The sequence below is a fragment of the Salmonella sp. SAL04196 genome (assembly GCF_046550835.1).
Classification (GTDB): Bacteria; Pseudomonadota; Gammaproteobacteria; order Enterobacterales; family Enterobacteriaceae; genus Salmonella; species Salmonella enterica.
In genome coordinates this window covers 584,276-605,443 of the sequence record NZ_JBGDXE010000002.1, presented here as the reverse complement: position 1 = coordinate 605,443, position 21,168 = coordinate 584,276, and the positions used below count along the sequence as shown (strand labels likewise).

At 55.8% G+C, this 21,168-nt stretch carries 9 protein-coding genes and 1 other RNA gene; 8 read left to right on the top strand and 2 right to left on the bottom strand.

What is annotated here, in order from left to right; all coding sequences use genetic code 11:
* Positions 1 to 21 precede the first annotated feature (21 nt).
* Positions 22 to 1,683 carry a DNA repair protein RecN gene (recN, locus tag ACLJPE_RS12415; protein ID WP_000880965.1) on the top strand — a complete coding sequence of 554 codons (1,662 nt, stop codon included), beginning with the start codon at positions 22 to 24 and terminating at the stop codon, positions 1,681 to 1,683.
* Positions 1,684 to 1,831: 148 nt separating this feature from the next.
* Positions 1,832 to 2,170, top strand: a complete 339-nt coding sequence (gene bamE, locus ACLJPE_RS12410) for an outer membrane protein assembly factor BamE (RefSeq protein ID WP_001203445.1) — start codon at positions 1,832 to 1,834, stop codon at positions 2,168 to 2,170.
* A 165-nt stretch (positions 2,171 to 2,335) separates the two neighbouring features.
* On the opposite strand, the gene ACLJPE_RS12405 is transcribed toward bamE, so the two are convergent.
* Together ACLJPE_RS12405 and ACLJPE_RS12400 are read right to left on the bottom strand one after the other, a co-directional pair.
* Entirely contained in the window at positions 2,336 to 2,626 is a 291-nt protein-coding gene (locus tag ACLJPE_RS12405; protein WP_001112990.1) for an RnfH family protein, read from the bottom strand.
* Positions 2,616 to 3,053 carry a type II toxin-antitoxin system RatA family toxin gene (locus ACLJPE_RS12400; protein ID WP_204163673.1) on the bottom strand — a complete coding sequence of 146 codons (438 nt, stop codon included), beginning with the start codon at positions 3,051 to 3,053 and terminating at the stop codon, positions 2,616 to 2,618. The genes ACLJPE_RS12405 and ACLJPE_RS12400 overlap by 11 nt, the downstream gene beginning before the upstream one ends.
* Before the next feature lie 188 nt (positions 3,054 to 3,241).
* Here ACLJPE_RS12400 and smpB point away from each other — a divergent pair, with 188 nt between their 5' ends.
* The 6 genes from smpB to ssrA all read left to right on the top strand — a co-directional run bounded on the left by smpB (position 3,242) and on the right by ssrA (position 21,069).
* Complete coding sequence (gene smpB / locus ACLJPE_RS12395) at positions 3,242 to 3,724, top strand: SsrA-binding protein SmpB (RefSeq protein ID WP_001518569.1); 483 nt, start codon at positions 3,242 to 3,244, stop codon at positions 3,722 to 3,724.
* Positions 3,725 to 4,338: 614 nt separating this feature from the next.
* A complete protein-coding gene (gene bapA / locus ACLJPE_RS12390) occupies positions 4,339 to 15,813 on the top strand; it encodes a biofilm-associated protein BapA (RefSeq protein WP_039514821.1) in 11,475 nt (3,824 codons plus the stop codon).
* Between the two features lie 64 nt (positions 15,814 to 15,877).
* Entirely contained in the window at positions 15,878 to 17,287 is a 1,410-nt protein-coding gene (locus ACLJPE_RS12385; protein WP_000533871.1) for a TolC family outer membrane protein, read from the top strand.
* Positions 17,284 to 19,464, top strand: a complete 2,181-nt coding sequence (locus ACLJPE_RS12380) for a type I secretion system permease/ATPase (protein ID WP_000196150.1) — start codon at positions 17,284 to 17,286, stop codon at positions 19,462 to 19,464. Before ACLJPE_RS12385 ends, ACLJPE_RS12380 begins: the two co-directional genes overlap by 4 nt.
* A gap of 7 nt (positions 19,465 to 19,471) precedes the next feature.
* Positions 19,472 to 20,635 carry an HlyD family type I secretion periplasmic adaptor subunit gene (locus tag ACLJPE_RS12375; protein ID WP_072101562.1) on the top strand — a complete coding sequence of 388 codons (1,164 nt, stop codon included), beginning with the start codon at positions 19,472 to 19,474 and terminating at the stop codon, positions 20,633 to 20,635.
* A gap of 71 nt (positions 20,636 to 20,706) precedes the next feature.
* Positions 20,707 to 21,069, top strand: a transfer-messenger RNA (tmRNA) gene (gene ssrA / locus ACLJPE_RS12370).
* Positions 21,070 to 21,168: the final 99 nt, after the last annotated feature.

Below are 21,168 nucleotides of genomic sequence, written 5' to 3'. Positions count from 1 at the left end.
TTTTCATACAGGAAAACAGCTATGTTGGCGCAACTGACCATCAGCAATTTTGCTATCGTTCGTGAGCTTGAGATCGATTTTCAGAGCGGAATGACCGTCATTACTGGTGAAACCGGCGCGGGTAAATCTATTGCGATTGATGCCCTGGGTCTGTGTCTGGGCGGTCGCGCTGAGGCCGATATGGTCCGTACCGGAGCGACCCGCGCCGATTTGTGTGCCCGCTTTGCGCTGAAAGACACGCCTGCGGCATTGCGCTGGCTGGAAGAAAACCAGCTTGAAGAAGGTCGCGAATGCTTACTTCGCCGCGTTATCAGCAGCGATGGCCGCTCACGGGGCTTTATTAACGGCACCGCTGTGCCCCTGTCTCAATTACGCGAGCTCGGTCAGTTGCTGATTCAAATTCATGGTCAACATGCGCACCAGCAGCTTACCAAACCCGAACAGCAAAAATCGCTGCTGGATAGCTATGCCAACGAAGCCGCTTTAGCGCAGCAGATGGCTGCCCGCTACCAATTATGGCATCAAAGCTGCCGCGATCTCGCCCATCACCAGCAACAAAGCCAGGAACGCGCCGCGCGCGCGGAACTGCTGCAATATCAGTTAAAAGAGTTGAACGACTTTAATCCGCAGGCCGGCGAATTCGAGCAAATTGACGAAGAGTACAAACGGCTGGCCAACAGCGGGCAGTTGCTTACGACCAGCCAGAACGCTCTGGCGCTACTCGCGGACGGCGAAGACGTTAACCTGCAAAGCCAGTTATATAGCGCAAAACAACTGGTTAGCGAGCTGGTGGGTATGGACAGCAAGCTTTCCGGCATCCTGGATATGCTGGAAGAAGCCACTATTCAACTCACCGAAGCCAGCGATGAATTACGCCACTATTGCGAGCGGCTGGATTTAGACCCCAATCGCCTGTTTGAGCTTGAACAGCGCATCGCTAAACAAATTTCGCTGGCGCGAAAACATCACGTCAGCCCGGAAGCGTTGCCGCAGCTTTATCAGTCACTGCTCGAAGAACAGCAGCAGCTCGACGATCAGGCCGATTCGCTGGAAACGCTGACGCTGGCGGTTAATAAGCATCACCAACAAGCGCTGGAAACGGCGCAAGCGCTGCATCAACAGCGTCAGTTTTACGCCCAGGAGCTGGGGCAGTTGATCACTGAAAGTATGCATTTACTTTCAATGCCGCACGGTCTGTTTACTATCGACGTGAAATTTGATGAGCATCATCTGAGCAACGACGGCGCCGATCGCGTGGAGTTTAAAGTGACGACAAACCCAGGTCAGCCGCTGCAACCTATCGCTAAAGTCGCGTCTGGCGGTGAACTGTCGCGCATTGCGTTGGCTATTCAGGTGATTACCGCGCGCAAAATGGAAACGCCGGCGCTGATTTTTGACGAGGTCGATGTTGGCATCAGCGGCCCAACCGCCGCCGTGGTCGGTAAACTCCTGCGTCAGCTTGGCGAATCCACTCAGGTGATGTGCGTCACTCACCTGCCACAGGTAGCCGGGTGCGGTCACCAGCACTTCTTTGTCAGTAAAGAAACAGACGGGGCAATGACCGAAACACATATGCAACCTTTGGATAAACGTGCGCGTTTACAGGAACTGGCCCGCCTGTTGGGAGGAAGTGAAGTTACGCGTAATACGCTGGCAAACGCAAAAGAACTGCTGGCGGCGTAAACTTTTTTACCTCCCGAAGGTCTGAGTTCACAACAAAAACGCCGTAAGACCCGACAGCAAAAGGTTTTAAAGTGATGAAAGGTCTATTATCATCGGCATATTAATATGAGCCACGTACTGCTCAGGCCCGAAAAGGAACCCAATCACTATGCGCTGTAAAACGCTGACTGCTGCCGCAGCAGTACTCCTGATGTTGACCGCAGGCTGTTCCACTCTGGAGCGAGTGGTTTACCGACCTGACATCAATCAGGGGAACTATCTTACACCTACGGATGTCGCCAAAGTGCGTGTTGGTATGACGCAACAACAGGTTGCGTATGCTTTAGGCACGCCGATGATGACCGATCCTTTTGGTACGAACACCTGGTTTTACGTCTTCCGCCAGCAGCCAGGACATGAGAACGTGACGCAGCAGACTCTGACGCTCACCTTTAACAGCAGCGGCGTGTTAACCAATATTGATAACAAACCGGCGTTGACGAAGTAATTTTGTGATACCGCCTGATGAGGTTACGTTCATCAGGCCTGCAAACCTCTCCCCCGCCATTTGGTACGAATTTGCCTGATGGCGCTACGTTTATCTGGCTTACAGGCACGCCTGTGCTTCAGGTGTGGTACGGCTTCCACACCGTTATCCGGCAAAAGAGGCTAATTATCTGCCAGCCGATTTTTCGGCGCGCTGGCGGCGTAACGCTTTTGGATCGGCGATTAAGGGACGGTAAATTTCAACCCGATCGCCATCCTGCACCGTATCGGTGAGTTTTACCGGACGACTATAGATACCTACTTTATTTTTCGCCAGATCGATATCCGTGCGCAATTCCAGCAAGCCGGAAGCGCGAATCGCCTCTTCGACCGTCGCGCCCTCCTCCAGCGTTACGCGCTGCAAATACTGCTTTTCCGGCAGCGCATAAGCCACTTCAACCACAAGTTTATCCGGCACGGTAAACCTCTTTGGCGCGAGCCGTAAACGCCTGCACCATGTTGGACGCTAACTCTTTGAATACACGACCAAACGCCAGCTCAATGAGTTTATTGGTAAACTCAAAATCAAGCTGAAACTCAATACGGCACGCCTCGGGGCTGAGCGGGGTAAATTTCCAGCCGCCGATCAGCTTTTTAAAGGGGCCATCCACCAGATGCATCAGAATGCTCTGGTTACGCGTTAGCTGATTACGCGTCGTAAACGTCTTGCTGATACCCGCCTTCGACACGTCAACAGCCGCCGTCATCTGTGCTGGCGATGACTCCAGGACGCGACTACCAACACACCCAGGCAAAAACTGGGGATACGATTGCACGTCATTCACTAACTGATACATCTGTTCCGCACTGTAGGGGACTAAAGCAGTCCGACTAATCTGAGGCATAGCAATTCCCATCAACATAAATCGTGTAAATAATACCACTTATCAGCGAGTAAAAAAAATGCTGTCCCCAACCGTCATGCCTTAATTGTGCGTGCATAGCCCAACTCATGCTAAGATAGATTTTTGCACCTCATCAGGACGTAATGGGGTGTTTTCGATATCAGATTACCTATGAATTCACGACACTTATGACGAAGAAAAAAGCACATAAACCGGGCTCAGCCACCATCGCGCTGAATAAGCGCGCCCGGCACGAATACTTTATCGAAGAAGAGTTCGAGGCTGGTCTCGCCCTGCAAGGCTGGGAAGTAAAATCTCTGCGCGCAGGAAAAGCCAATATCGGCGACAGTTACGTTATCCTCAAAGATGGCGAGGCCTGGCTGTTTGGCGCAAACTTTACGCCGATGGCGGTCGCCTCGACACATGTCGTATGCGACCCAACCCGAACCCGCAAACTGTTGTTAAATCAGCGTGAGCTTGATTCGCTGTATGGCCGTATTAATCGTGAAGGTTATACTGTCGTCGCGCTTTCTCTGTACTGGAAAAATGCCTGGTGCAAAGTGAAGATCGGCGTGGCGAAAGGTAAAAAACAACATGATAAACGTTCCGATCTTAAAGAACGTGAGTGGCAACTGGATAAAGCACGCATTATGAAAAATGCAGGCCGATAATAGACATTTTTTGTGACCAGCTTCTCAGTATGAAGCTGGTCAATATTCATATCTCATTCATGCCTCGAAAATATATTCTCTGTGTCTGACGCTGATCAATAGCAATAAACACGACAACAAGAATATATTCTTTGTTTAAAAAATTTTTATAGCCTAATAACACAATACTTCAAATGATTTTTATAAAATTTAATATTGCTGAATACCTTCACAAAAAGTATTGTTTTCATGTTAAAAAAGAAAAAGAAGAAGAAATTAAAATTCATTATAAAACATAAAGATAAATAAAAAATCATCATGCGTTGTTAGCCCACCCCACCTCTCCTTAACACAAACTCCGTTATATTTCAGACGCACTAACACCTTTATCAATAGATCTTAATTTGCAGAAAGATTTTTTTCTGACTATATCATCTAATACGAAAGCACTAGTCAGGCACAAAAAATAAAGGGTTATTCGGCGAGAAAACCAGACCTGCACCTACGCTCATAAAAAAGAATATGGCTACGGAAATTCATCTCTCATGATGAACGGGAAGGCTCGTCTACGCATTTTGCCCTGAACGTCGTGCCCGTTAATTAATACACAGAGCAAATCCATCAGGAGCTAATTTATGCGTCTACTCGCCGTGGTTTCGAAATTGACTGGCGTCTCCACCACTGTGGAATCCTCAGCGGTCACTCTTAACGCCCCGTCAATTGTTAAATTATCAGTGGCCCGGGAAGAAATTAGTCAACTTACGCGCATTAATCAGGATCTGGTGGTGACGCTCCATTCCGGCGAAACGATCACGATTAAAAACTTTTACGTTACCAACGATCTGGGCGCAAGCCAGCTGGTACTGGCGGAAAATGATGGCACGTTATGGTGGGTAGAAAATCCGCAAGCCGGGCTACATTTTGAACAAATCGCTGATATTAATGAGCTGCTGGTCACTTCCGGCACTTCCCATGAAGCAGGCGGCGCCGTTTGGCCGTGGGTACTGGCTGGCGCGGTGGCGGCTGGCGGCATTGCCGCTATCGCGTCTTCCGGCGGCGGCGATTCCCACCATCATTCGGATGGCGATAATCCGCCCCCCGATAACACCAATCCTGACGGTAATCCCCCTGATAACAGCAATCCCGGCGGCAGTAACCCTAACGGCAATACTCCAGGTAGCAGTAATCCTGTAGATACTACCCCGCCTCTCGCTCCCGGCAAGTTGCTGATTTCAGCGGACGGAAAAACGGTGAGCGGCGAGGCCGAAGCGGGCAGTACCATTACCATCAAAGATCCTTCAGGTAACGTCGTTGGCGAGGGCAAAGCGGATAGCGACGGTAAATTTAGTATTGATCTAACAGCGCCACAGATTAGCGGCGAACAACTTACCGTGACCGCGACTGACGATGCCGGCAATACCGGCCCATCCGCAACCATTGATGCGCCCAACATTCCTCTCCCCGATACACCGATTATCACCGCCGCTATCGATGATGCCGCTCCCCTCACCGGCACGCTGAGCAATAACCAGTTTACGAACGACAATACCCCCACTCTGGAGGGAACCGGCAGCGCAGGCACAGTCATCCATATTTACGCCAATGGTCAGGAAATAGGCTCAACAACGGTTGATAGCCGCGGAAACTGGCATTTTGCCATTACCAGCGCGCTAGCGGATGGGGAAAATCATTTCACCGCCATTGCGACTAACGTTAAAGGCGAAAGTAGCGAATCAGCCCGCTTTTCGCTGACTATCGACACACTCAGCCCCGATGCCCCACGCGTTGAACTGATTGCCGATAACACCGGTTTGCTCACCGGGCCGCTACAGAATAATGACCGGACTGACGAGGCAAAACCGCTATTTTCCGGGCAGGGAGAGGCTGGCAATACCATCACGATTAAAGAGGGTTCAACCGTTATCGGCAGCGCTACCGTAGACGAAAATGGGCGCTGGACCTTTACGCCGACTACACCGTTAAGCGATGGCGAACATACCTTTACCGTCGAACAAAGCGACAAAGCCGGAAACGTGAGCCGCGTGACGACAACGCCTACTATCATTGTGGACACCACGCCGCCTGACGCCGCTATCATTGATAATGTCGCGAAAGACGGCACAACCGTTAGCGGTACCGCTGAAGCTGGCAGTACCGTGTCGATCTATGACCCGGCGGGAAATTACCTGGGCTCCACGATTACCGGAGAAAATAACCACTTCAGCATCACGCTGAATCCGGCCCAGACCCACGGCGAGCGTCTGGAAGCGCGTATTCAGGACGCCGTCGGTAACATCGGCCCCACCACGGAGTTTACCGCTTCTGATTCTCAGTATCCTGCCCAGCCGACTATCCTTACCGTGACGGATGACGCTGGCACCGTTACCGGGCTGCTGAAAAATGGCGATGCCACAGATGATAACCGCCCAACTCTCAGCGGTATTGCCGAACCAGGCAGTACGATATCGATTAACGATAATGGCTTTCCTGTACCGACCTTTCCGCCCATTGTCGCTGACGCTGACGGCAAATGGAGCTTTACCCCCTCGCTGGCACTTGCCGATGGCGACCATATCTTTACCGCTACCGCGACCAACGATCGCGGCACCAGCGGGCAGTCCGCCTCCTTTACCATTGATATCGACACGCAGCCGCCGGTGCTGGAAGGCCTGGCGGTTAGCGACGTCGGCGACAGACTTACCGGCACTACGGAAGCTGGCAGTACTGTGGTTATCAAAGACAGCCAGGGAAATACGCTCGGTAGTGGAACGGCAGGCGACGACGGTACCTTCTCAATAGGTATTAGCCCGGCGAAAATTAACGGCGAAACATTAAGCATTAGCGTTACCGATAAAGCCACGAATAGCGGTCCGGTAGAAACGCTGAACGCGCCGGATAAAACTGCGCCAGCGGCACCGGACGGCCTTATCGTGGCGACCGACGGTCTGTCCGTAAGCGGTCAGGCGGAAGCCGGGGCAACGGTCACTATCCGCGACAGTAGCAACACCGTACTTGGCAGCGCCGTCGCTAACGGCAACGGACAATTTATCGTTCCGCTGAATACGGCGCAGACTAACGGCCAGGCGCTTATCGCTACCGCCACCGATGTCGCGAAAAACGAAAGCGCCGCCGCGACGGTTATCGCGCCGGACAGTACCGCGCCGGAAATGCCAAAAAACGTGGTAATTAGTGAGGATGGCACTAGTATCAGCGGCACCGCCGAACCGGGTAGCGCCATCACGATCGCCACGCCGGACGGCACGCCGCTCGGCAGCGGCAAAGCAGATGGCGAAGGTCATTTTACCCTTCCCCTCGTCCCCGCACAGACCAACGGCGAACAGGTTACCGTCACCGCCACCGACAGCGCCAACAACGTCAGCCCGCCAACCACAGCGCAAGCGCCCGATATCACCGCCCCGGATAAGCCCATTATCACTCAGGTGCTGGACGATGTTGAAAGCTTCACCGGGCCGCTGGTTAACGGACAAACCACCAATGACAACCGCCCCACCCTTAGCGGTACGGCGGAGGCTGGCGCGCGTGTCGAAATTTTTGATAACGGTGTTTCGCTGGGACTCGCCACGCTACAGCCCAACGGCACCTGGACGTTTACGCCGTCGCAAAATTTAGGTGAAGGCGCGCATCGACTGACCGTAATCGCAACCGACGCTAAAGGCAATGCCAGTCCGGCCGCGTCATTCGACCTGGTGGTCGATACGCAATCGCCGCAGCAACCGGTAATCACCTTCATTACAGATGATGCGCCGGGTATTCTCGGTAGCGTCGCGCATCTGGGGCTCACTAACGACAGCACGCCAACGATTAACGGTACAGGTGAACCGGGTTCCACAGTACACCTGTATCAGAATGGCGCCCGGATAGCGGATATTATCGTCGGTAATTCCGGCGTCTGGAGCTACGCTTACACCACGGCCTCGCCACTGGCGGACGACACCTACACCTTTACCGTGACGGCCAGCGACAGTAACGGCAACACCACGCCTTTTTCGACCGATTTTACGATTACCATTGATACCCAGGCCCCTGCCGCCCCCGGCGTTATCGGCGTAGCTGACGGCGACGGAAATACGATTGATACCAATCAGATTACCCAGGAATCCCAGCCCCGGTTGAGCGGTAGCGGCACCGCAGGCGACACAATCATCCTTTACGATAACGGCAATGCCATAGGTCAGGCGCTGGTCGGCACAGACGGGCGCTGGCAGTTTACGCCGCCTGCCGCGCTGGGCGACGGCGACCACCTTCTGACCGCTCGCGCCAACGATCCGGCAGGGAACGAAAGTCCCGAATCCCTCAGCTTTACCCTACGCATCGATACCCAGGCACCGGATGCGCCGCAGATCGTGTCTGCCGCCATCACCGGCGGAGAAGGTGAGGTGCTACTGGCAAACGGCAGTATTACCAATCAGCGTATGCCGACCCTCAGCGGCACCGGCGAACCCGGCGCCATCATCACCCTGTACAATAACGGCGTAGAACTGACTACCGTCCAGGTCAATCCACAGGGTAGCTGGACCTATCCGCTAACCCGTAATCTGAGCGAAGGGTTAAACATCCTGACGGCCACCGCCACGGATGCCGCAGGCAATAGTAGCCAGACCTCCGGCGTTTTCTCCGTTACCCTTGATACCCAGCCTCCAGCGCAGCCTGACGCGCCGCTAATCAGCGATAACGTCGCGCCGGTTATCGGCAACATCGGCAATAATGGCGCAACGAACGATACCACGCCGACCTTCAGCGGCACGGGAGAGATCGGCAGCACGATAATTCTCTACAATAATGGCAGTGAAATTGGTCGCACAACGGTAGGCGATAACGGAAGCTGGAGCTTTACGCCTGCGGCACTGACGCCAGAAACCTATACCATTACCGTCACGGAAACCGATATAGCGGGTAATATCAGTCCACCTTCCGCCTCAGTCACTTTTACGCTAGACACCACTGCGCCCGCCAATCCAGTTATCACTTTTGCCGAAGATAACGTCGGCGAAGTCCAGGATACTATTGTCAGCGGCGCAACCACTGACGACAATACACCGGTCATTCACGGCACTGGCGACATCGGCAGCATTATTACGCTCTATAACGGCAGCAGCGTTTTAGGCGTAGTCACCGTCGATGAGACCGGCACCTGGACGCTGCCGGTGACCAGCGCGTTGCCGGATGGCGTCTACACCCTGACCGCCATTGCCGCCGATGCCGCCGGAAACAGCAGCGGCGTATCGAACAGCTTTGCCTTCACCGTCGACACCGTTCCGTTGCAGCCGCCCGTCGTCAATGAGATCCTTGACGATATTGCGCCAGTGACCGGGCCATTAACCGATGGCGCCTTTACTAACGATCGGACGCTGACTATCAACGGCAGCGGCGAAAACGGCAGCACCGTCACGATTTACGACAATGGCGTGGCAATCGGTACGGCGCTCGTCACCGACGGGGGCTGGACATTCAATACGCCCGAATTGTCAGAAGCCAGCCATGCGCTAACCTTCAGCGCGACTGACGACGCTGGAAATACCACGGCGCAAACCCAGCCGATCACCATTACCGTGGATATCACCGCCCCGCCCGCGCCAACGATCCAGACGGTGGACGACGATGGCACGCGCGTCGCCGGACTTGCCGATCCTTACGCTACCGTTGAAATTCATCATGCCGATGGCACCCTGGTCGGCAGCGCTGTCGCTAATGGCACCGGTGAATTCGTCGTTACGCTCAGTCCGGCGCAAACCGATGGCGGTACGCTGACGGCAATTGCTATCGATCGCGCGGGGAATAACGGCCCGGCTACGAATTTTCCCGCTTCCGACAGCGGTCTGCCCGCCGTCCCGGCCATCACGGCGATTGAAGATGATGTCGGGAGCGTACAGGGGAATATTGCGGCGGGCGGCGCCACGGACGACACCACGCCGACGCTGCGCGGCACTACGGATATCGGCTCTACCGTTGAAATTTTCATTGATGGCGATTCGGCAGGCTTTGCCACCGTTGACGCCAGCGGGAACTGGATCTTTGAGATTGCGACGCCATTAAGCGAAAGCACACATTACTTCACCGTCCAGGCAACCAATGCGAATGGCCAGGGCGGCCTGTCCGCACCGGTCGGGATCACTGTCGATCTTAGCGCGCCGGCGCAACCGGTTATTACCAGCGCAACGGATGATGTCCCCGGCATGACCGGTACGCTGGATAACGGCGCGCTCACCAATGATTCACGCCCGACGCTCAACGGAACGGGAGAAGCAGGCGCCACCATCCGCATTCTGGATAACGGCGTAGAAATCGGTTCCGCCACGGTAGATCAAAGCGGCAACTGGCGCTTCACCCCGAACGCGCCGCTGGAGAACATCGCACACATCTTTACCGCCGTGGCGACCGATCCCGCCGGCAATAGCGGCCAGCCTTCGGACGGCTTTACGCTGAACATTGACGCGCAGGCGCCAGATGTGCCGGTTATCACGTCCGTGATTGACGATAACAATCAACCGACCGTCCCGGTGTTACCGGGGCAATCCACCGACGATCGGCAGCCAATACTGAACGGAACTGGCGAACCTGGCGCGACAATCACCATTTTTGATAACGGTACGCCGCTTGGCACGGCTCAGGTAGGCGAAAACGGTAGCTGGACCTTCCCGGTGCCCCGCAATTTGTCAGAGGGAAGCCATAATCTGACGGTTAGCGCTACCGATCCGGCGGGCAATACCAGCGCGGTCTCCGCGCCGTGGACGATCGTGGTCGATATTACGCCTCCGGCGATCCCGGTTCTCACCTCCGTCGTGGATGACCAACCCGGTATTACCGGCAACCTGGTAAGCGGGCAGCTAACGAACGATGCGACGCCCACCCTGAACGGGCGCGGAGAGGCTGGCGCGACGATTAATGTCTATCTTGACGGTAATCCCGCGTCCATCGGTACCACAACGGTGAATAGCGACGGCACGTGGAGTTTCACGCCGCAGACGCCACTTGCAAACGGTAGCCACACGTTCACCCTTAGCGCCACCGATCCGGCGGGTAATAGCAGCGCGGTGTCCAGCGGATTTGTGCTGACGATTGACGCCACACCGCCCGCCGCGCCGGTTATCGCCAGCGTGGCAGACAATACGGCGCCGGTAACGGGCATCGTCCCCAACGGCGGCTCGACGAACGAAACGCGACCAACACTCTCGGGTACCGGTGAGGCGGGTGCAACCATCTCGATTTATAATGGCAGCGCGCTGGTCGGCACGGCGCAAGTTCAGGCCAACGGTAGCTGGAGCTTTACGCCGTCTACCTCGCTGGGCGCGGGCGTCTGGAACCTGACGGCGACAGCAACCGATGCGGCAGGCAATACCAGCGCCGCGTCCGAAATACGCTCGTTTACTATTGATACCACGGCTCCCGCCGCGCCTGTTATTGATACGGTCTACGACGGTACGGGCCCCATTACCGGCAATCTGAGTTCAGGACAGATCACAGACGAGGCGCGCCCTGTCATTAGCGGCACTCGTGAAGCCAACACAGCTATTCGTCTCTACGATAACGGCACGCTGCTGGCTGAAATTCCCGCCGACAATAGCAGTAGCTGGCGCTACACGCCCGATGCCTCTCTGGCGACGGGCAACCATGTAATTACCGTCATTGCCGTTGATGCCGCAGGCAACGTCAGTCCCGTTTCAGACAGCGTTAATTTCGTCGTCGATACCACGCCGCCGCTGACGCCGGTAATCACATCAGTCAGTGACGATCAGGCGCCAGGCCTCGGCACGATTGCGAACGGCCAAAATACCAACGATCCTACGCCAACCTTCAGCGGCACCGCAGAAGCCGGCGCCACGATTACGCTCTATGAAAATGGTACGGTCATTGGCACGACAACGGCTCAGCCTGACGGCGCGTGGAGCGTCTCCACCTCAACGCTGGCAAGCGGAACGCACGTCATCACCGCCGTCGCCACCGATGCCGCAGGAAACAGCAGCCCGAACAGTACGGCTTTCACCCTGACGGTCGATACCACCGCGCCGCAAACGCCAATCCTGACGTCCGTGGTGGATGACGTCGCGGGCGGGGTCACAGGAAATCTCGCTAATGGTCAGATAACCAATGATAACCGCCCCACGCTGAGCGGCACTGCCGAAGCGGGCAGCGTGATCAGTATCTATGATGGCAACACTCTGCTTGGCGTCACCTCGGCTAACGCGGGCGGCGCGTGGAGCTTCACGCCAACGACAGGGTTAAACGACGGCACGCGCACATTAACAGTGACCGCCACCGACCCGGCAGGTAACGTTAGCCCGGCCACCAGCGGTTTTACTATCGTGGTCGATACCCTTGCGCCAACGGTTCCGCTTATAACCAGCATCGTTGATGATGTCCCGAACAGTACCGGCGCCATTGGCAATGGACAATCGACCAATGACACACAGCCGACGCTCAACGGTACAGCAGAAGCCAACAGCGCGGTAAGCATCTTCGATAATGGCGTGCTGGTCGCGACCGTGAACGCCAATGCCAGCGGCAACTGGAGCTGGACGCCAACCGCCGCGCTCGGCCAGGGAAGTCACGCCTATAGCGTTAGCGCCGCCGATGCGGCTGGCAACGTTAGCGCCGCTTCGCCATCGACAACGATTATCGTGGATACCATTGCGCCCGGCGCGCCCGGCAACCTGGTCATCAATGCTACCGGTAATCGGGTGACGGGCACCGCGGAAGCAGGCAGTACAGTGACGATTACCTCTGAGACTGGTGTGGTACTGGGAACCGCCACCGCCGACGGTACAGGCAGCTTCACCGCCACACTCACGCCCGCGCAGACCAATGGTCAGCCGCTACTGGCATTTGCCCAGGATAAAGCAGGCAACACAGGCATTGCCGCCGGATTTACCGCGCCCGATACGCGTGTGCCGGAAGCACCGATCATCACCAACGTAGTAGATGATGTGGGTATTTATACCGGCGCTATCGCCAACGGCCAGGTCACTAATGACGCACAACCTACATTGAATGGTACCGCTCAGGCGGGCGCCACGGTGAGCATTTATAACAACGGGGCGCTGCTCGGCACCACCACGGCGAACGCCAGCGGAAACTGGAGCTTTACCCCGACAGGCAATTTGACCGAAGGCAGCCACGCCTTCACCGCCACCGCGACTAACGCCAACGGTACAGGCAGCGTCTCCACCGCCGCGACGGTGATTGTCGATACGCTGGCGCCCGGTACGCCGTCAGGTACGCTCAGCGCCGATGGCGGTTCACTTTCCGGACAGGCAGAGGCAAACAGCACCGTAACCGTCACGCTGGCGGGCGGCGTGACGCTCACCACCACCGCCGGCAGCAACGGCGCATGGTCTCTCACCTTGCCGACAAAACAAATTGAAGGTCAACTCATTAACGTGACGGCCACTGACGCTGCGGGTAACGCCTCCGGCATGTTAGGCATTACCGCGCCGGTTCTGCCGCTGGCGGCAAGGGATAACATCACCAGTATTGATCTGACCTCTACCGCCGTCACCAGCACGCAAAACTATTCGGATTACGGCCTGCTGCTGGTTGGCGCGCTTGGCAATGTCGCCTCGGTTTTGGGTAACGATACCGCTCAGGTTGAGTTCACCATTGCTGAAGGTGGTACGGGCGACGTCACCATTGATGCCGCCGCAACGGGAATCGTGCTTTCGCTGCTCAGTACTCAGGAGATTGTGGTACAGCGCTACGACACCAGCCTCGGCGCCTGGACGACGATCGTCAACACCGCCGTTGGCGACTTCGCGAATTTGCTTACCCTGACCGGGAGCGGCGTTACTCTGAACCTGAGCGGCCTGGGCGAAGGCCAGTACCGGGTACTCACTTATAACACCAGTCTGCTCGCCACCGGGTCATATACCAGCCTGGATGTCGATGTACACCAGACCAGCGCAGGTATTATTAGCGGGCCAACCATCAGTACCGGCAACGTCATGGCTGATGATACCGCGCCGACGGGCACCACGGTCACCGCCATCACCAACGCCAACGGTGTCAGTACGCCGGTCGGCGCGGGCGGCGTGGATATCCAGGGGCAATACGGCACGCTGCACATTAATCAGGATGGCAGTTACACCTACACGCTGACTAAGCCCACGGCGGGATACGGACATAAAGAGAGCTTCACCTACACCATTACCCAGAATGGCGTCGGTAGCAGCGCCGCGCAACTGGTTATCAATCTGGGTCCCGCGCCTGTACCGGGCAGCGTGATAGCGACAGACAATAACGCCTCACTGGTCTTTGATACTCACGTTAGCTACGTCAACAACGGTCCCTCGACACAAAGCGGCGTCACGGTATTAAGCGTCGGACTTGGTAATGTACTGAACGCGAATCTGCTTGATGATATGACTAATCCGATCATCTTTAACGTTGAAGAAGGCGCTACGCGAACCATGACGTTACAGGGAACCGTCGGCGGCGTCTCACTGGTTTCCACGTTCGATCTGTACGTTTATCGCTTCAACGATGCCATTCAACAATATGAGCAGTTCCGGGTGCAAAAGGGCTGGATTAACACCCTGCTGTTAGCCGGACAGTCCCAGCCGCTGACCCTGACGTTGCCTGGCGGCGAATACTTGTTCGTGCTGAATACCGCCAGCGGCATTAGCGTCCTCACTGGCTATACGCTGGCGATTTCCCAGGACCACACCTATGCCGTTGACAGTATCACCGCCAACACCACCGGCAACGTACTGACCAATGATGTCGCCCCTACGGACGCCCTCCTCACTGAAGTAAACGGCGTGGCGATTGCGGCGACCGGCACGACGGAGGTAAACGGGTTGTATGGCTCGCTCATCATTGACGCAAGAGGCAACTATACCTACACGCTGAAGAATGGCGTCGGTGCCGACAGCATTAAAACGCCGGACAGCTTTATCTATACGGTCAAAGCGCCAAACGGCGATACCGATACGGCCTCGCTCAATATCACGCCAACCGCCAGGGCGCTGGATGCGATTAATGATGTCAGCGATACCCTTAGCGTCGCCACGCTTCAGGATACCGCTGCCTGGCTGGACTCCAGCGTCGGCAGCGCCAGTTGGGGGCTACTCGGTAAATCGGGCAGCGGGAGCGGCACCTTTGACGTTGCAACGGGCACCGTACTTAAAGGCGCGTCACTGGTCTTTGATGTCTCCACGCTCATTACGCTGGGCAATCTGAATATTAGCTGGGCCATTCAGGAGAACGGGACCGTCATACGCAACGGAACCGTTCCGGTGGCGAATATCACGCTGGGCAGCGCGACGGTGACCGTCAACCTGAGCGGCCTGGAGCTGGATGCCGGAACGTACACGCTTAACTTTACCGGCACCAATACCCTGGCCGGGGCGGCGACGATCACGCCACGCGTCATCGGCACCACCGTCGATCTGGATAATTTTGAAACGTCCGGAACGCATACCGTTCTCGGCAATATTTTTGACGGCAGCGATGCGGCGGGGGCGATGGATCAGCTTAATACGGTGAATACCCGCCTGAGCATTAGCGGGTATAACGGCAGCGCCGCCACGCTGGACGCCGCGGCGAATACCACCAGCGCCACGATTCAGGGACATTACGGCACATTGCAAATTAACCTCGATGGCGCTTACACCTACACCCTGAATAATGGCGTCGCGATGTCGTCCATCACCAGTAAAGAGGTCTTTACCTATCAACTGGATGACAAGATGGGTCATACGGATAGCGCCACATTGACCATTGATATGGCGCCGCAAATCGTCAGTACCAACCAAAACGATGTTCTCATCGGCTCCGCCTATGGCGATACGCTGATTTACCACCTGTTAAACGGTGCGGACGCGACCGGCGGCAATGGCGCCGATCGCTGGCAAAACTTCTCCACCGCGCAGGGCGACAAGATCGATATCCACGAACTGCTGACCGGCTGGGATCATCAGGCGGCGACGCTGGGTAACTTTGTTCAGGTTCATACCAGCGGCGCCAATACGGTGATATCCGTCGATCGCGACGGCGTCGGCAGCGCGTTTAAATCCACTGACCTTGTCACTCTGGAGAATGTGCAGCTCACGCTAAATGATCTTTTGCAAAACAACCACCTGATAACCGGCGGTTGATAAAAAAGCCCCGAACGCCACGACGTTCGGGGCAACAAGCGGTGATATTTAAAAGGGATAAACTATGGGAAGAGTCGCGCCTGTCGCCATCGTACTGGCATTTGCTTTGTTTCATCACCAGCCCCGGGGCGCAGAAGCGCCGCCAATGATTACATCCGAAGGATTAGCAACAGACCAGATGCTTCCTTCGCTGGATGGCTCCGCCGCTGAGTTGCCGCTCAGCGCCGCCGCGCCGGGCAACCTGACGCTCAATGACGCGGTCAATCGCGCCGTTAGCTGGCATCCTTCTATTCGCGAAGCCGTCGGCAAACTGCTCGCACAGAATGAACAAATAGAGGTCGCCAAATCGAAATATTATCCGCAAGTCAGCGCTGGTGTGAACAATGGGTACAGCAATACCTACACCGATCACGGGTATAGTCCCTCGCTGGTGCTGTCGGTATCGCAAATGCTTTATGACTTCGGCAAAGTGGCAAGCCAGGTTCGCGCCGAAACCGCAGGCGCAGCGCAGCAACAGGCCAATGTGTTGCTCAGTATTGATACCGTCGCGCACGAAACCGCCAACGCCATTGTACAAACGCAGAGCTGGCAGCAAATGGTAGAAGCGGCGGAAGAACAGCTCGTCGCGCTGGACAGCATCGGTAAACTTATCCGGCAGCGCAGCGATGAAGGCGCTACGTCGCTATCTGACGTAGTGCAAACCGAAGCCAGAATCGAATCCGCCCGCTCGCAACTGGCGCAGTATCAGGCCAATCTCGACAGTGCGAAAGCCTCACTGATGAGCTGGCTGGGCTGGAATTCGCTTAACGGCATCAATAATGACTTCCCGGCGAAACTTGCTCGCAGCTGTGAGACGGCAACTCCCGACGATCGACTGGTGCCCGCGGTACTGGCCGCCTGGGCGCAGGCCAACGTTGCGCGGGCGAATCTGGACTATGCCAGCGCGCAAATGACGCCGACAATTTCGCTCGAACCTTCCGTTCAACATTATCTTAATGATAAATATCCCAGTCATGAAGTGCTGGATAAAACCCAGTATTCCACCTGGGTGAAAGTTGAGATGCCGCTTTATCAGGGCGGAGGGCTGACTGCCCGACGCAACGCCGCCAGCCATGCGGTAGACGCGGCTCAGTCGACCATTCAGCGCACCCGGCTTGATGTCCGCCAGAAACTAATGGAGGCACGCAGCCAGGCAATGAGTCTTGCCAGCGCGTTACAAATCCTTCGTCGGCAACAGCAGCTTAGCGAACGCACGCGCGAACTGTATCAGCAGCAATACCTTGACCTCGGTTCCCGCCCGCTGCTCGACGTGCTGAATGCGGAGCAGGAAGTTTACCAGGCGCGTTTTGCCGAACTGCAAACGGAAAGCCAGTTGCATCAGTTGCAACTGAACTGTCTGTATAACACCGGCGCGCTTCGTCAGGCGTTCGCGTTAAATCATCGCAGCATTCAATCCGTGGAGATCCAGCCATGACCCGCGCCGCCCCCGATGTAGAAGAGGTACTCAGTGAGCGCGCGCTAAGCCAATGGGCGCAGGCCATCAGCTATGTCGCCGGTCATTATCGCGTTGCCTGTTCTCCCGGTTCAATTCAGGCCAACGCCCCGTGGTTTAGGGGTAAAAGCAGAACGACCGCCTTAACGCAGCTCGCGCGGCAGGCGGGTTTATCCTTTCATGCACCAGACATAGACAAAACGGCATTTAGTCAGTGGCGATTGCCGTTGGTTGTCGAGCTCCGGGACGGGCAGTTATTGGTCATCGAGCATGTTAATGGCGAAGATGCGGCAGACGTTTTTGTGATTGAAGAAGAGGGTCAGCGTAACCGCCTGACGCTCAGCGAGTTATTGCCGGAGATCCTCTATGTTGCCGCGCTACGCCCGCTATCGGCGCTCAAGGATAGCCGCGTCGACCGCTATATCTCCCGCTTTAAACCCGACTGGATGCGCGAGCTGGTTCTGCAGGATATTCGCCCTTATCTACCGGTAATGGTCGCCGCCTTTCTGATTAACGTGCTGTCTCTGGCCGGGATTGTGTTCTCTATGCAGGTTTACGATCGGGTGATCCCCGCTCAGTCATATCCTACCCTGTACGTGCTCTCCTTCGGCGTGCTGGTAGCGGTGCTGTTCGGTTTTCTGCTGCGTGAAGCGCGTACGCACATTATGGACGTGCTCGGTAAACGCGCCGATATGCGCATTTCCGATCGGGTATTCGGTCATGCGTTAAGGCTGCGCAACAGCGCTATCCCCCGTTCCACTGGCAGTTTTATCTCGCAGTTACGCGAACTGGAGCAGATCCGCGAGATGATTACCTCTTCAACGCTGGCGACCATTGTCGATCTGCCTTTCTTTTTCCTGTTTATGGTAGTCCTGGCGATTATTGCCCCACCGCTGGCATGGATAGCGCCCGTGGCGGCGCTGCTGATGATCCTGCCGGGCGTCGCACTGCAAAAAAAACTGGCTGTCCTCGCCAACCAGGCCGCCCACGAAGCGACGCTACGCAATGCAGTCTTGGTCGAAAGCGTTCAGGGACTGGAAGATATTAAACTGATGCAGGCGGAGAACCGCTTTCTTCAGCAGTGGAATAGCTATATCCGTATCACCGGCGAGTCGGGTCTACGCACCCGCAAACTCACGCAAGGGCTTATCAGTTGGGGGATGTCGGTACAAAGTCTGGTGTATGCCGCAGTGATTATGTTCGGCGCGCCGATGGTCATTGAAGGCAGTATGACTACCGGCGCCGTGGTCGCCGCGTCGATGCTCGGCTCGCGGATGATCGCGCCAATGGCTAACCTGTGCGGCGTGCTGGCGCGCTGGCAGCAGGTGAAAGCGGCGAAGATGGGTCTCGACAACATTATGCAACTGCCCACCGAGACACAGCATGACGATAGCCTGATACACCGCGACATCCTCCACGGGCATTACCTCTTTGAAAACGCTCAGTTTCGTTACCATAACGACGATCAACGCATACCGTTGCGCCTCGTGCGTCTGGAGATCATGCCAGGCGAGCGGATTGCGATACTGGGGCGTAACGGTGCGGGTAAATCCACACTTTTACAGGCGATGGCGGGTGGCCTGGAGATGATTCAGGGAGATGCCCGGCTTGATAATCTCAGCTTGTCGCACATCGATATGGCGGATTTACGCCGCAACATCGGCTTTCTTAGCCAGAACGCGCGGCTTTTCTTCGGCACCCTACGAGAGAACCTGACGCTCGGCGCGCCGCACGCCAACGATGAACAGATTTTTGACGCGCTCGAAGTCAGCGGCGGCGCCGTCTTCGTCAGGCGGCTGGCAAAAGGGTTGGATCATCCCATTATGGAGGGTGGTAACGGCCTGTCCGGCGGGCAGCGTCAGTCCCTGTTGCTGGCGAGAATGCTGCTGCGCTCCCCCAATATTGTGCTACTTGACGAACCCAGCGCCTCGCTGGACGAGCATACGGAGCGAGAGTTTATTCAGCGGTTACATCAGTGGCTTGGCAATCGTACCCTGGTCGTCGCGACGCACCGGGTACCAATACTGGAGCTGGTTGAGCGTGTCATTGTCCTGAAAGAAGGACAACTGGTGATGGATGCGCCAAAAGCGCAGGCGCTTAACGCGGATCGGATGCAAAGTCACCGTCGGGAGTGGAAAAATGAAAATCAATCAGCATGATGCCGCGATGGACGATTTCGATATTCAGCGTGAACGGGCGTTTTCCGGCGCGAGTCGTATTGTTCTGATCTGCTCACTGTTATTTCTCATTCTCGGCATCTGGGCGTGGTTTGGCCGGCTGGATGAGGTTTCCACCGGCAACGGGAAAGTGATCCCCAGTTCACGCGAACAGGTTCTGCAGTCGCTGGATGGCGGCATTCTGGCGCAGTTGACGGTGCGGGAAGGCGACAGAGTTCAGGCTAACCAGATTGTCGCCCGGCTTGATCCGACGCGTCTGGCGTCCAATGTTGGTGAAAGTGCGGCAAAATATCGCGCTTCACTCGCCTCCAGCGCACGGTTAACTGCGGAAGTCAGCGACTTACCTCTCGCCTTCCCCGCTGAGCTGAACGGCTGGCCGGATCTGATCGCCGCAGAGACGCGTCTCTATAAAAGCCGCCGCGCGCAGCTGGCCGATACCGAAGCCGAGCTACGGGATGCGCTGGCGTCGGTTAATAAAGAGCTGACCATTACCCAGCGGCTGGAGAAAAGCGGCGCGGCCAGTCATGTTGAAGTGCTACGCCTGCAACGACAAAAAAGCGATTTAGGCTTAAAAATTACCGATCTGCGCTCACAATATTATGTGCAGGCACGCGAAGCGTTATCGAAAGCGAACGCTGAGGTCGATATGCTCTCCGCCATTTTAAAAGGACGCGAGGATTCCGTCACCCGCCTTACCGTGCGTTCGCCGGTACGCGGCATTGTTAAAAATATCCAGGTCACGACGATTGGCGGCGTGATCCCGCCTAACGGCGAGATGATGGAGATAGTGCCGGTAGACGATCGTCTGCTGATTGAAACCCGCCTTTCGCCGCGTGATATCGCCTTTATTCATCCCGGCCAACGCGCATTGGTTAAAATTACTGCTTACGATTACGCCATTTACGGCGGGCTTGACGGCGTGGTGGAGACCATTTCACCGGACACCATTCAGGATAAAGTGAAACCGGAAATTTTCTACTATCGCGTGTTTATCCGCACCCACCAGGACTATCTACAAAATAAATCAGGACGCCGTTTTTCGATTGTTCCAGGCATGATCGCCACGGTGGATATCAAAACCGGTGAAAAAACCATTGTCGACTATTTAATCAAACCGTTTAATCGCGCGAAAGAAGCGCTGCGCGAGCGGTAAATCGTTGAAGATAAGAAGATACGGGGGCTGGTCACGCGTGTCACAAGTCTGTTATACTTACCTTACACATTGGGGCTGATTCTGGATTCGACGGGATTTGCGAAACCCAAGGTGCATGCCGAGGGGCGGTTGGCCTCGTAAAAAGCCGCAAAAAAATAGTCGCAAACGACGAAACCTACGCTTTAGCAGCTTAATAACCTGCTTAGAGCCCTCTCTCCCTAGCCTCCGCTCTTAGGACGGGGATCAAGAGAGGTCAAACCCAAAAGAGATCGCGCGGATGCCCTGCCTGGGGTTGAAGCGTTAAAACGAATCAGGCTAGTCTGGTAGTGGCGTGTCCGTCCGCAGGTGCCAGGCGAATGTAAAGACTGACTAAGCATGTAGTACCGAGGATGTAGGAATTTCGGACGCGGGTTCAACTCCCGCCAGCTCCACCAAATATTGATACACTAAAGTTCAGTGAAGTTCACTAAGCCCGCACAGCACAAGCTCTGCGGGCTTTTTTACGTTCACTATAGTTCAGGGAGAATTGCTGA